Genomic DNA, 12521 nt, shown 5'->3' on the forward strand with positions numbered 1-12521 from the left:
AGGACAAATGGCGGGCGAACGCAAGCTGACGCCGACGCACGAGGCGCCCTATCGCGGGCTGAAAGTGCTGGATTTCGGGCAGGGGATCGCCTCGCCCTATTGCGCGATGCTGCTCGGGGTCTATGGCGCCGACGTTGTCAAGGTCGAGCCACCTGAAGGCGACTGGTCGCGCTGTCTGGGCACGACCTACGGCAATCACACGACACTGTCGGCGGTCTATAACCGCGGCAAGCGCAGCCTGTGCCTCGACATGAAGCACAAGGACGGGATCGCGATCGCACAGCGTCTGGCGCGCGAGGCCGACGTGCTGATTGAAGGGTTTCGTCCTGGTGTCGCGGAGCGGATCGGGCTCGGCTATGAGATTCTATCGCGCGACAATCCGGGCCTGGTCTATCTGTCGGTCAGCGGCTTCGGGCAGAGCGGGCCATACTCAAAGCGCCCCGGCTCGGACTCGGTCGCGCAGGCGTTCTCCGGGCTGGTCTCGGTGAATGTCGGCACCGATGGCGTGCCGCATCGGGTCGGCACAACGATCTCCGACGTCGTCACCGGCGTCTATGCGTTCCAGGCGATTGCGACGACGCTGTTCGCACGTGCGACGGTCGGCACAGGCCGCTGGATCGACGTCAATCTCTGCCAGTCGACGTCGGCGCTGCTTGGCCATAAGGTCGCGGAGTTCATCCTCGAGGGCGGTGCCCCGCGCGCGCTCAATGTGCCGGCTGGCACCTACCAGACCCAGGACGGCTGGATGATGGTCACCCTGGTGAACGAGCCGCAATACAAGCGGCTGTGCGGTGCGATCGACCGCGAGGATCTCGCCAGCGATCCCCGTTTCGCCGACTTCGCCCGGCGTGCGGACGCTGCCGACACACTGATCCCGCAGCTGCGCGAGGTGTTCCTGACGCAGCCGACGGATGCCTGGCTCGCGCGGCTGCACGCCGCCGATATCATCGCGGAGCGGATCCTCAATCCCGGCGAATGGCTGCGCAACCCGCACGTCGAGGCGACCAGGGCGTCGGTCCGCCAGGATATGCCGGGCGTCGGCGCGGTCTATTCGCCGCGGACGCCGGGGATCGCGAGCCTGTCCGAGGATCATCTTTGTCCTGCGCCGGATGTCGGGCAGGATAGCCGTGCGGTGCTGGCAGAGGCTGGCTTTGGCTCGGCCGAGATCGACGGCTTGCTGCTGTCGGGCGCGGTGCGGCAGGCCAAAGCGATCACAGGAGGCAAGACATCATGAGCACGGACCTCGTTCGTTACTCGATCAGCAACCAGATTGCGGAGATTGTGCTGGACCGCGGGCCGGTGAATGCGCTCAGCATCCCCTTGATCGACGCGTTGCTGGCGACGCTGGCCAGAGCACGTGATGATGACGCGGTGCGCGCCGTCATCATCAGCAGTGCCCACAAGGTGTTTTGCGCCGGCCTCGACCTCGATATCGTCAGGGGCAAGCCCGCGATCGAGACCAAGGCATTCCTCGAGCGGCTGTACTTCGCACTGAACGATACGCAGTACCGCATGGGCAAGCCGACGATTGCGGCGATCGATGGCGCGGTGCGGGCCGGCGGCATGACGATCGCGATCTCCTGCGACATGATCGTCGCGGGCGACAGCTCGTCCTTCGGCTATCCCGAGATCGATGTCGGCCTGATCCCGGCGATCCACTTCGTGCAGTTGCCGCGGCTGGTGGGAAAGCACCGGGCGTTCGGCCCGCTGTTCCTCGGCGAACCCTTCGATGCCGCAACGGCCTACCGCATGGGGCTGCTCAGCGAAGTCGTGCCGAAGGGCACTGCGCTCGATCGGGCCCGCGAGATCGCGCGGAAGCTGGCGACGAAATCGCCTATCGTGATGAAGATCGGCCGCGATGCCTTCATGCGCGCGGTCGATGCCGATTTCCGCCGCTCGGTGGAGAACACCGCGGAAAGTTTTGTGGTGGTCGCCTCGACCGAAGACTGCCAGGAAGGGCTGAATGCGTTCGTTGAGAAGCGAACGCCCAACTACAAGGGACGGTAGATGGCCGGATTGTACTTCGAAGAGTTCGAGGTCGGGCGGGAATTCCATCACGAGTTCAGCCGGACCGTGACGGAGATGGACAACACCATGTTCAGCCTCCTGACCATGAACCCGCAGCCGCTGCACCTCGACGCGCATTTCTCCGAGAAGACCGAGTTCGGCCAGCGGCTGTTCAACAGCCTCTATACGCTCGGTATCATGATCGGCATGAGCGTGTACGACACGACCTTGGGAACCACAGTCGGAAACCTCGGCATGACCGACGTCAAGTTTCCAAAGCCGGTATTTCACGGCGACACGCTGAAGGCGCACACAAAAATCATCGGCAAGCGCGCCAGCAAGTCGCGGCCGACCCAAGGCATTGTCGAATTCGAGCACACCATGACCAACCAGCGCGGCGAGGTGGTGGCAAGCTGCCGCCGCACCGGCCTGATGCACTGCAAGCCGAAGGCATAGACGATGCGATCGTTCCTGTTCGTTCCCGGCGACAGCACCCGGAAATATGAGAGTGCGAAGAAGACCGCGGCCGACGCATTGATTCTCGATCTCGAGGATTCCATCGCACCGGAGCAGAAGATTGTTGCGCGTGGCATCACGCGCGAGATGCTCGATGCGCGCAATCCGGACCAGAAGCTGTATATCCGCGTCAATGCGTTCGACACCGATCTGACGCTTGGCGACCTCGCGGCCGTGATGCCGGGAAGGCCCGATGGCATCGTGCTGCCGAAATGCGCCGGCGCTGCCGATGTCAACAAGCTCGCGCTCTATCTCGATGCATTCGAGGCCGCCTCGGGTATCGCGCAGGGCACCACACGGATCGTCACGGTCGCAACCGAGACGGCGCGCGCGGTGCTGAAAATCCTCGACTTCGAGAACATGAGCCCGCGGCTTTGGGGCATGATGTGGGGCGCGGAGGACCTTGCGGCCTCGCTTGGCGCAACGCGCAACCGCACCGACGGCCGCTATCACTCGCCCTTCATTCTCGCCCGCGATCTTTGTCTGATCGGCGCGGCCGCAGCCGGCGTGGTCGCGATCGATACCATCGCCACCGACATCAACGATCTCGATGCGCTGAAGGCGGAGGCGATCGCGGCGCGGCAGGACGGCTTCCTCGCCAAGGCCGTGATCCATCCCAAGCATGTCGATGTTGTCAACGCGGCCTTCATGCCGACCGACGAGGAGATCGCGTGGTCGGAGCGGGTGATCGCTGCGTTTGCCAACAATCCGTCCGGGGTCGCCAAGATGGACGGCAAGATGCTGGACAAGCCGCATCTGCGCGCCGCCGAGAAAATCCTGGCGTCGCGCAGGAAATAGTCAGGCGGGGTCGATCAGCGCGCCCTCCGCGATGAGAGCCGCAATCTCCGCATCCGCAAGTCCAGCCTCGCCCAGGATCTTCCGGCCATGCTCGCCGAGGTTCGGCGGATAGGTCCGGATCGATGGTGGCGTCTTGCTCCAGGTGGCGGCAGGGCCGGCCACCCGCAGCGTGCCTTCGGTCGGATGCTCCATTGATTGGATCAGCCCGACGGCCTCCAGATGCGGATCGTCGATCAGGCTGTCGAGATCGTGCAGCGGCGCATGCGGAATGTCGGCCTCTTCGAAGAAGCGCATCCATTCAGCGGTGCTGCGGGCCTTCATCATCTGCGAGAACCAATCGTAGACGAAATCGTAGTTCCTCGTTCGCGCTGAGATGCTGTTCAGCCGTGGGTCGCGGTCGGTTTCGTTCGCAAGGCCGATCTTGGCGAAGAACGCGTTCCACTGCTTGTCGGAATAGACCAGCGCACAGATGTAGCCGTCGCTGGTTTGATACGGACGGCGGTCGGGCGACAGCAGCCGGGAATAACCCGGCGGGCCGATCGGCGGCTCGAAGCTGCGGCCGGCCATGTGATCGCCGAGCACGAACTGGGCCATGGTCTCGAACATCGGGAGTTCGATCGCCTGGCCTTCGCCCGTGCGCTCGCGGTGGAACAGCGCTGCGAGGATGGCGTGGACGGCATTGAGGCCGACGATGCGGTCGGCCATGGTCGCCGGAGAGTACCGTGGCTCGCCGGTGATCCTGCCGGTCAGCGCGGGCAGGGCGGTCAGCCCCTGGATCAGGTCGTCATACGCGGGCCGGCCGGCATAGGGCCCGGTCTCGCCGAAGCCGTGCAGGCTGGCATAGACAAGCCGCGGGTTGATCGCCAAGAGATCGTCGGCTCCGAGGCTCAGCCGCGCCATCGCCGCAGGACGGACGTTGTGGACGAACACATCGGCATCGGTGGCAAGACGCAGCAGCGCCGCGCGGCCGCTGGCCTTCTTCAGGTCGAGCGCGATCGAGCGCTTGTTGCGATTGCCTTGGAGGTACATCGCGCCCATCGCAGGATGGCGCATCGGGGCGGCGTGGCGCATCACATCGCCATCGAGGCTCTCGACCTTGATCACGTCGGCGCCGTAGTCGCCGAGGATCATGGTCGCGTAGGGTCCCATCATGACGCTGGTGAGGTCGACGATCCTGACGCCAGCGAGCGGACCCGCTGGCGTGGATGGTTTTTCTCTCGTCGGGGCCTCGCTCAATGTGTAGCAGCCAGTGCTTCGGTGAAGGCCTTGAAGACGTCGGTGCCCGGCTTGCCGCGCTTGTCGACGTCCTTCACCCAATCCTGGGCCACCGACTTGAAGGCGGTGTCGAACACCTTCTTGTCGTCAGCGCTGAAGTTGATGACCTTCATGCCCTGCGACTTGATCTTGTCGGCCGCGGCCTTTTCGCCGTCCTCGAACCGCTTGCAGGCCTCCCGCGTGGTCTGCTCGCCGGCCTCGACCAGCGCCTTGCGCACATTCTCGGGCAGCGACTTGAATTTCAGCTCGCCGATCGAATAGGTGAAGATCGCGGTGCCGAAGTTCAGCCCCTCGGTGCCCGACTTGAGGATCTTGCCGAAGTCGTAGGACGCCGAGCTCTGGTAGGAGAAGATCAGCCCGTCGAGCGTGCCGCGGGTCAGCGATTCATAGATCTCGGGTGCGGCCATCCGCACCGGAACGCCGCCGATCGAGCGCATCATCAGGTCCATCGCGCCGCCGGTGGTGCGGATCTTCAGACCTTCGAGGTCCTTTGCCGTCTTCACATCGCGGCTGGTCGCAAGCTGGACCTGGTAGGCCGGCAGCGCCAGCGTTACCAGCGGCCGAAGCTGGTTCGGCGCGAACTCCTTGGTCTCCAGGATGCCGCCGTTGTGCGAGATCTTGTAGAAGGCAAGCGAGCCCTGGCATTCGCTGTCGAAGATGCCGGGCAGTTCGGCGACCGCCGTCAGCGGAAACTTGTCGGACGAATAGGACGGCACGATGTAGGAGACGTCGGCGACGCCGACGGCTGTCAGCTGGGCCATGTCCTTGGCCTTGCCGAGTTGCTCCGCGGGAAAATGCTGGAACGTGACCTGGCCGTTGGTCAGCTTGGTGACGAGTTCGGAAAATGGCTTGCCGACGAGCTCATGAATCACATGGCCGTTCGGCAGGCTGTCGACGAGTCGCAGTGTGATTTTCTCCTGCGCGTCGCCGGAACTCGTTGCAGCCATCAACGACACTGCAGCCAGCACGAGCGGTCTCGCTACTCTAACGGACATTGTGTTTTTCTCCCCTACTGTTGGTCAGTAACCCATCTTCATCGGCAGCCAGAGAATGATCATGGGCCAGATGACCAGGATCGCAATTGCAATCAAGTGCGCGACGAAATGCGGGAACACGCCATGAAAGACCTCCCCCACCGGGCGCCCCGAGTATCGCGCCACCACGAAGCAGTTGAGGCCCACCGGTGGCGTGATCATGCCGACCTCAGCGGTGACGATCTTGATCACCCCAAACCACAGCGGATCGTAGCCGAGTGACTTGATCAGCGGCAGCACGATCGGAACGGTCAGCACCAGGATCGCGATCTGGTCCATGAATGAGCCGAGCACGATATAGCCGAACAGGATGATGGTCAGGATCAGCCACGGCGGCACTGCCAGGCTGCCGACCCAGCTCACCAGGTTCTGCGTCACCTGCGTCAGCGTGAAGAAGTAACCGAAGATCGATGCGCCGAACAGGATCATGGCGATCATGCAGGTGCCGTGTGCCGAGCGAATCAACGCGCTGCGCAGCGTCTTGCGGTTGATCTTGCCCTTCCACAGGGCGAGCACGAACGCTCCGAAGGCACCGAGCGCGGACGCCTCGGTGGGCGTGGCGACGCCCGTATAGATGACGCCGGTGACCATGCCGAACAGCAATAGCATCGGACCGACCACGCGAAGCATCCGAAACTTTTCCGCGAGCGAGACCGACGGCGCCGCTGGCGCGCGCGTTGGATCCTGCCAGGCCAGGAACCAGACCGTGGCCATGATCGTGAAAGTCACGAGAATGCCGGGGATGACGCCGCCGATCAGCAGCGCGCCGATGTTTACCTCGGCCAGCAGGCCGTAGATCACGAGCGCGACCGATGGCGGGATCAGCATGGCGAGCGTGCCGGATATCGCGACAACGCCGGCCGCCATCTTCGGCTCGTAGCCCTGCTTCAACATCGCCGGCAAGCTCGTTGCCGACAGCGTGGCTGCGGATGCGGTGCTGGTGCCGCAGATCGCGCCGAAGCCGGCGCCGGCCAGCGCCGTCGCCATGCCGAGGCCGCCGGGAATGCGTCCGACCCAGGCCGCGGTCGCCTTGAACAGATCGTCGGCAATGCCACTGACGAGGACGAATTCCGCCATCAGCAGGAACATCGGGATGGTAATCAGCTCGTAGGAGGTGACCGCCGAGAGCGGTGCTGTTTGCAGAATGCCCGACAGGATCGGCATGCCGCCGATCATGTACAGCCCCAGAGCACCGGAACCCGCCATTGCGAAACCAACCGGCGTGCCGATCGCGAGCAGTGCGAACAGCACGAGCATCGTCAGAACGAGTGTCATTCGAAGGTTTCTCCCGCAGCATGGGAGGCCGGCAGAGCAATGAGGCTGCGTCCGGTAGCGAGCGAGATGAGGTGTCCAATGAGGTGCAACATCAGGCGAATCGTGATCAGGCCGGCGCCGAGCGGCACCAATCCGATGGACGGCCACATCGGCCATGGGGTTGCGCCCGCCATCACGTCGGCAGATCTGAAGCTGTCGACGGCGCGCAGGAAGCCGAGATAGGTGATCAGCGAAAACACCGCGATGCCGACGACACACGTCACGATCTCCGAAACACGGATCATCGCCGGCGAAAACTTCTGCTGGAGGATATCCACACTAACATGAGCGTGGCTGGCATAGGCCTCGGACAGCACCAGGAAGAAGATGCCGGCCATCAGATAGATCGAGATCAGGTCGTAGGCCCAGGAAAACGGCTTGTTGAACGCGTAGCGCATGATGACATCGCTGAACACGATGATCATGATCGCGAACATGAACACGGCGGCGATCGTGGAGACGATCTTCTCGATCGCCGCGAGCGCCCTCAATACTCCGTCAAACAAAATCGCTCTCCCAGTGGCTTTGCTCGATCACTTGGCGGGAATAGCTGCAACCGCCGCATCGAACTCCTTCAGCGCGTCGTTGCCGTGTTTGCCGCGCCCATCAAGGCTGTCGGCCCAGGTCTTGGCGACGCCCTTCATCAAATCCTTGAACTTGGCACTCACGTCCGGCCGGAGGGTTTCGAATCGCACCCCGGCGGCCTCAAGCGACTTCATGGTCTCATCATCGGATTTCTGGACCTGCTGGCATGCTGACGGAATGATCTCCTCGGCGACGTCGACCATCGTCTTCTGCACATCCGGCGGAAGCTTCTTCCAGACGGTGTCGCTGATCGAATAGGCGACGATGAAGCTGGCGAAGCCGACGCCGTCGGTCGAGTATTTCACCAGCTTGTCGGCGCCATACGCGACCACGCTCTCCAGCGGGAACAGCAGCCCATCCATGGTGCCGCGCTGCAGGGATTCATAGGCATCCGGCGCTGCCATGCGCACGGGCACGGCTCCGATGGCGCGCAAAGTGAGGTCCTGCGCACCGCCTGTCGATCGCAGCTTGAGGCCGGTAACGTCACCGGTCTCCTTCACCGGTTGCTTGACGGTGAAGATGCGGTACTGCGGCAAGCTGACTGCGAGCAGCAGACGAATGCCGTTTGCGGTATAATCCTGCTGCGCGATCACTCCGCTTCGCGCGGTCTTCCAATAGGCGAGCGTGCCCTGGCAGGAATGCTCGAACGCGCCGGGGAGCATCGCGACTTCGGAGACCGGCATCTTGTCGGAGACGTAAGCGGGCGCGACATAGCCGATATCGGCGACGCCGGCTTGCGTCAGCTTCAACATGTCGGCAGCCTTGCCGAGCTGCTGCGCCGGATAGTGTTCGAACGTCACCGCGTTATTGGTGCGCTTCTGCACCTCGGCCATCCAGGGCTCGAGCACGAGGCGGACGAGGTAATGCCCTTTCGGAAAAGAGTCGGCCACCCGCAGCTTGATCGGTTCCGCCGCCGCCAGATTGACCGATGCGATGAGGAAGCCGTAACTGGCTAATATGCGCCGAAGCCCGCCCATATGTCCTGCCCCTGAGTAGCCTTGTTGTTTTGAGCAGCTGCGCATAAACGAAATTGCCCGTCAAGCATGGCTCGGCTGAGCATGCCTGATCGGACAACCGGAGAGCGCAGGCGGCCATGCGCCGGCGCGATTGCGAGGGCGGAAGGGATCATGCGAGGACGTCGATGCGCTTGATTTCAAGCCGTAAGCGGGCGACGGCCAACTGGCTGAAAGCTGATGCTGAGAGGCAACCATATCTCGATCAATTTTGTCCACCACGCGGGAAATTCCTCCGGTGTGCTCGACGGCTCAGCGCCGCCGCCGGCGGCATGGCGGCCACGATCATCATCGAGCGGGTCTGAAGCCGGTTAGACCGCGGGAAACTCCAGCGCGAAAGCGACGCTCTGGCTGGCGGGCAGGAGACGGATCGTACCGCCATGGCTCACCATGACGGCTTGCGCGATGGCGAGGCCCATGCCGGTGTCGCCGCTATCGCGGCGGGTGGTGAAGAAGGCATCGAAGATCTTGTCGCTGTTGGCGTCGGAGATCGGGTCACCATCGTTGCTCACCGTCACCCTGAGGGTCGAGGCTTCGGCAATCGCTTCGAGCTGCACCGACCTGGCATTGTGACGGAAGGCGTTGTCGGCCAGATGCGCCAGTACGATCAGCGCCTTCTCGCCGGACATCCCGATCGAGCGATCGAGGTGGCCGCTGGCCACGATTGTCCGCTGTGCAAAGCGGCTCTTCAGGTTCGCGATGACGCTAGAAAGCGGGGTCTGCTCGTTCTGCGGAGCGCTTTCTGCGCGCGCCAGCTCGCGCAGCCGCTGGCTCATCGCATCGAGCCGCGCGACGTCGCCAAGGATGTTCGAGATGAAGCTCTGTTGCTCGGATCGGGTCAGCGTATCCGACTTGCTTTGGAGCGAATCCTGCAGCAGCTCGGCCGGGCCCCGGATCGATGTCAGCGGCGATTTCAGTTCGTGCGTCAGGTGTGCCGAGAAGGTGGCGATGTAATCGGATCGGCGCGACAGCTGCTGGGCCATGTCGAGGAAGCTGTCGGAGAGCTGGGCGAGCTCGCGGGTGCCATAATGCTGCAGCGGCTGAAACGCATTGCGGTCGCCGCGGCCGATCCGCACGGCGCGATCGACGAGCTCGCGCATCGGACGCGTGACCGTACGGGAGAACATCAGCCCGATCGCAACGGTCGCCAGCAGCACGGCCAATGTGGCAAGCAGGAACTTGCTGCGCTCCTGATAGAGATGATCGAAGATGTTGCTCGGCGTCCGCGACGTGTAGATCACGCCGGCGACGTGATCGTTGACGATCACGGGCATCGCGGAGAAGACATGGACACCGACGCCGCGGCTGATCGAATGGATCGGTGGCGACGGCTTGTCCGGCATGCGGATGCGCAGCAGCGCGACATCCCCGCCGTGCAGGGCACCATTCTCGTGGTGGTGCTGTTCTTCCTCGCCGTCAATACATTGGATGCAGCTGCGCGAGGGGGCCTCGACACCACCATGCTGCACGACAGCGAGACGCGGCTAAGGCGCGCGCTGCTGGTCGACTAGATCGATGGATTCAGGAATGAGCGCCGATCGCCGATTTGTTGTCCTGCCGCTTCGACCACGAGACGTAGTAGGCGACAGCCGTCATTGCCGCGAGACCGGCGAGGCTGACCGCGACCTGCCTTGTCAGTGAGTATGGGCCGGTGATCAAAATCAGGTGCGCTGCGAAGGAGAGGAACACGCCTGCACAGAACACGGCCAGCCATTCCTCGCCGCATTTGATGATCGGCTGCAGGGCGTAAGATCGCAGATATCCCCAGTCGCGCGGCACCAACCAGGTGAACAGGAATGTCAGGGTCAGGAAATGCAGGATGCGGTGAGGTGCGACATCCTCCCGGTCGTTCTGCAGCAGCATGTCGTTCAGTCCGCCGGGCATCATTTGGGCGAGTGCCGGGATATCGCTACTGGAAACGATCGTCAGCGCGAACAGCAGGTACAGCAACGCCGTGGCGCGAAGTGCGGTAACGGCCTGCATCGCGCGGATCGTGGGTGCATAGCGCGTGCCGATGAGCGCGAGCCAGCCCCCCATCACGAACAGCAATTGCCAGCAGAACGGATTAAGGTACCAATCTCCATACGGATATGAAGTCAGGTTCCAGTCGAGCACGCGGGCGGTAGCGTAAAGCGCCACGGACGCGAGAAGCGTTGCGTTCGGCACGTAGAGCAATCCGAATACGACGAACGGCTGGAAGGCCATCAGGGCGATGGTGAGTTGCAGCACGTCGAGATTGAGGGGGTTGGCCTGGAGGAACAAGCCGTAGATCAGCGTTCGGATCGGGTGGTCGATGAATCCGGTGATGTTGAACTCGCTGATGATCTCGGGCGCCGCGGTCCGCGCGGCGACATAGCTGATCAACTCGACATAGATCACGAACAGGACGATGTAGGCAGCATAGAGCTGCCATACCCGCTTGAAGATACGGGTCGCGGCCACCACGAATCCACGCTCCAGCGCCATCCGGGCGTAGAAGAGCGTCACTGCATAGCCGCCGATGAACACAAAAAGGTCGGTCGCGCCGCTAAAGCCGAAATTGCGCATGGTCAGCGCGCTGACGACGTTGTGCGGAACGTGATCCAGGAACAGAAACCAGTTCGCGATGCCAAGCAGCAGCGCGATCCTGAGATCCCCATCGGCTCTCGCGATCTCGGCGTTTGTTGTCGAAGTCATCTGAAGCTGAAATCTGCCGGCCCGGGAAAACGATCGCTAATCTAGTGGGAACCCATGCCCGGCCCGAATAGACTCTGCGTGAACCCTATCTAGTCTGTTTCGGGTTCCGGCCAAGTGGCCGGCTCAAGAAAGATCACGTTTTCGCAATCACCGCGTGAGCGCGATCAGACCGGCTCGTGTTTGCGAAGGTCGCGGACGTGATCCAGTGTATTGGCTTGCAGGTTAGCGCCGGTCGGGGCGACCTCCGGCAGGGCAGCCTCCGCGAGGATATCGTCCGTAATATCCTCGACCGAGCACTCGGCAACCTCGTGGATGAAGCTGATGTTGGTGTATTCCCCTGACGCGACCCGCGAGATGACCTCGCGCCGTGTCATTTCGGGATCGACGATCGCCTCACGGCCACGGCGGCCGTAATCGATCATCACAACAAAATACTGCATTGCCTGATGGTTCGATGCGTTGACTTTCGTTGGCCATTATTTCCGATAATCGGAATTTTGTCAAGGGAAATTGACGATAATCGGAACTTAAGCGCCGGCCCACCGACCGATTCGGCCCGAAGGCATCCGAATCGGTCAGGCCGGCCCCCGCTGCTGGGCGGCTATTTCTCGGACGACCGTCCGCCCTGCGCCCGGGCGGATTTGCGGCCCTTCGCCGCCGTCTTGCCGCGCAGCCTTTCGATCTGGCCGCGGGGCAGGGTGACGCAGATCTCGCCGATCCACTCGAGCTTGACGCCGTTGATCGGCTTGGCATTGAAGCTCTTGAGGTTGACCGTGCCGGACGAGCTGCCCCGCTCGATCGTCTTCAGATAGCGCTCGCCGGTCTTCAGCCGGACCGCAGCTTCCTCACCGTAGAAGCTCGACAGCGGATAGCGCTGCTCGCGATACACCACGATGACATCGCCGTTCTCGTATTTCGGTAGCATCGAATCGCCTGAAACCTCGAAAGCGACGGTTTCCTCCGTCATCGGGAAGGGGAGCTCGATCTCGCCGAGACCCTCCGGCGGGACCTGCTCGAGCTCCGGCTGGATCGAGGCGCCGGCGCCGACCCGGCCCACGATCGGCACCGAGTTCAGCTCCAGGTATTCCATGATCGGGGCAATCTCCGATGCCTTGATCAAGCGGATTCCCGACAGGATTTCGGACACCGCCCCGGCCCGAACCCCCATTGCGCGGGCAAGCCCGCCCTTGCTCTTTCCAGTCTTTTCCAGTGCTCGCTCGATAAGTGCCGCGTCCAGCATGTTTCATCCTCTCCAAAGCTGGACATACTCTTACCGTTACGATTATCAGAATTCAAGCTTGAC

At 62.7% G+C, this 12521-nt stretch carries 13 protein-coding genes and 1 pseudogene; 5 read left to right on the plus strand and 9 right to left on the minus strand.

What is annotated here, in order from left to right:
- Positions 1-7 precede the first annotated feature (7 nt).
- From ACVW1C_RS33155 to ACVW1C_RS33170, 4 genes are read left to right on the plus strand one after another with little or no spacing between them, the layout of a single operon-like run.
- Positions 8-1234: a CaiB/BaiF CoA transferase family protein gene (locus ACVW1C_RS33155; protein WP_456761864.1), complete on the plus strand. Its 1227-nt coding sequence runs from the start codon at positions 8-10 to the stop codon at positions 1232-1234.
- On the plus strand, positions 1231-2007 hold the full coding sequence (locus ACVW1C_RS33160) for an enoyl-CoA hydratase/isomerase family protein (RefSeq protein WP_456761865.1): 777 nt from the start codon (positions 1231-1233) through the stop codon (positions 2005-2007). The genes ACVW1C_RS33155 and ACVW1C_RS33160 overlap by 4 nt, the downstream gene beginning before the upstream one ends.
- A complete protein-coding gene (locus ACVW1C_RS33165; RefSeq protein ID WP_024582047.1) occupies positions 2008-2463 on the plus strand; it encodes a MaoC family dehydratase in 456 nt (151 codons plus the stop codon).
- Between the two features lie 3 nt (positions 2464-2466).
- The gene (locus ACVW1C_RS33170; RefSeq protein ID WP_456761866.1) at positions 2467-3321 is read left to right on the plus strand and encodes an HpcH/HpaI aldolase/citrate lyase family protein; all 855 of its coding nucleotides are present in this window, start codon (positions 2467-2469) and stop codon (positions 3319-3321) included.
- Here ACVW1C_RS33170 and ACVW1C_RS33175 read toward each other — a convergent pair whose 3' ends face one another.
- From ACVW1C_RS33175 to ACVW1C_RS33200, 6 genes and pseudogenes are all read right to left on the minus strand, one after another.
- Entirely contained in the window at positions 3322-4557 is a 1236-nt protein-coding gene (locus ACVW1C_RS33175; protein ID WP_456761867.1) for a CaiB/BaiF CoA transferase family protein, read from the minus strand.
- Positions 4554-5543 carry a TRAP transporter substrate-binding protein gene (locus ACVW1C_RS33180; protein WP_456761868.1) on the minus strand — a complete coding sequence of 330 codons (990 nt, stop codon included), beginning with the start codon at positions 5541-5543 and terminating at the stop codon, positions 4554-4556. Before ACVW1C_RS33180 ends, ACVW1C_RS33175 begins: the two co-directional genes overlap by 4 nt.
- 72 nt (positions 5544-5615) lie before the next feature.
- Positions 5616-6905, minus strand: a complete 1290-nt coding sequence (locus ACVW1C_RS33185; RefSeq protein WP_456761869.1) for a TRAP transporter large permease — start codon at positions 6903-6905, stop codon at positions 5616-5618.
- On the minus strand, positions 6902-7450 hold the full coding sequence (locus tag ACVW1C_RS33190; protein ID WP_456761870.1) for a TRAP transporter small permease: 549 nt from the start codon (positions 7448-7450) through the stop codon (positions 6902-6904). The genes ACVW1C_RS33185 and ACVW1C_RS33190 overlap by 4 nt, the downstream gene beginning before the upstream one ends.
- Before the next feature lie 27 nt (positions 7451-7477).
- Positions 7478-8506 carry a TRAP transporter substrate-binding protein gene (locus tag ACVW1C_RS33195; RefSeq protein ID WP_456761871.1) on the minus strand — a complete coding sequence of 343 codons (1029 nt, stop codon included), beginning with the start codon at positions 8504-8506 and terminating at the stop codon, positions 7478-7480.
- Positions 8507-8853: 347 nt separating this feature from the next.
- Positions 8854-9924: pseudogene (locus tag ACVW1C_RS33200) on the minus strand (ATP-binding protein); the annotation flags it as partial.
- Between ACVW1C_RS33200 and ACVW1C_RS33205 the strand changes: the two are divergent.
- Positions 9916-10053: a hypothetical protein gene (locus ACVW1C_RS33205; RefSeq protein ID WP_456763309.1), complete on the plus strand. Its 138-nt coding sequence runs from the start codon at positions 9916-9918 to the stop codon at positions 10051-10053. The pseudogene ACVW1C_RS33200 and the gene ACVW1C_RS33205 sit on opposite strands and share 9 nt — an antisense overlap.
- Positions 10054-10063: 10 nt before the next feature.
- Here the strand turns inward: ACVW1C_RS33205 and ACVW1C_RS33210 are convergent, their stop codons facing one another.
- The 3 genes from ACVW1C_RS33210 to ACVW1C_RS33220 form a co-directional block, all read right to left on the minus strand.
- The gene (locus ACVW1C_RS33210; RefSeq protein WP_456761872.1) at positions 10064-11218 is read right to left on the minus strand and encodes an OpgC domain-containing protein; all 1155 of its coding nucleotides are present in this window, start codon (positions 11216-11218) and stop codon (positions 10064-10066) included.
- Positions 11219-11382: 164 nt separating this feature from the next.
- Complete coding sequence (locus ACVW1C_RS33215) at positions 11383-11658, minus strand: hypothetical protein (RefSeq protein ID WP_456761873.1); 276 nt, start codon at positions 11656-11658, stop codon at positions 11383-11385.
- A 161-nt stretch (positions 11659-11819) separates the two neighbouring features.
- Positions 11820-12458, minus strand: a complete 639-nt coding sequence (locus ACVW1C_RS33220; protein WP_176530027.1) for a LexA family transcriptional regulator — start codon at positions 12456-12458, stop codon at positions 11820-11822.
- Between the last annotated feature and the right edge of the window lie 63 nt (positions 12459-12521).

The organism is Bradyrhizobium sp. USDA 4011 (genome assembly GCF_054063415.1).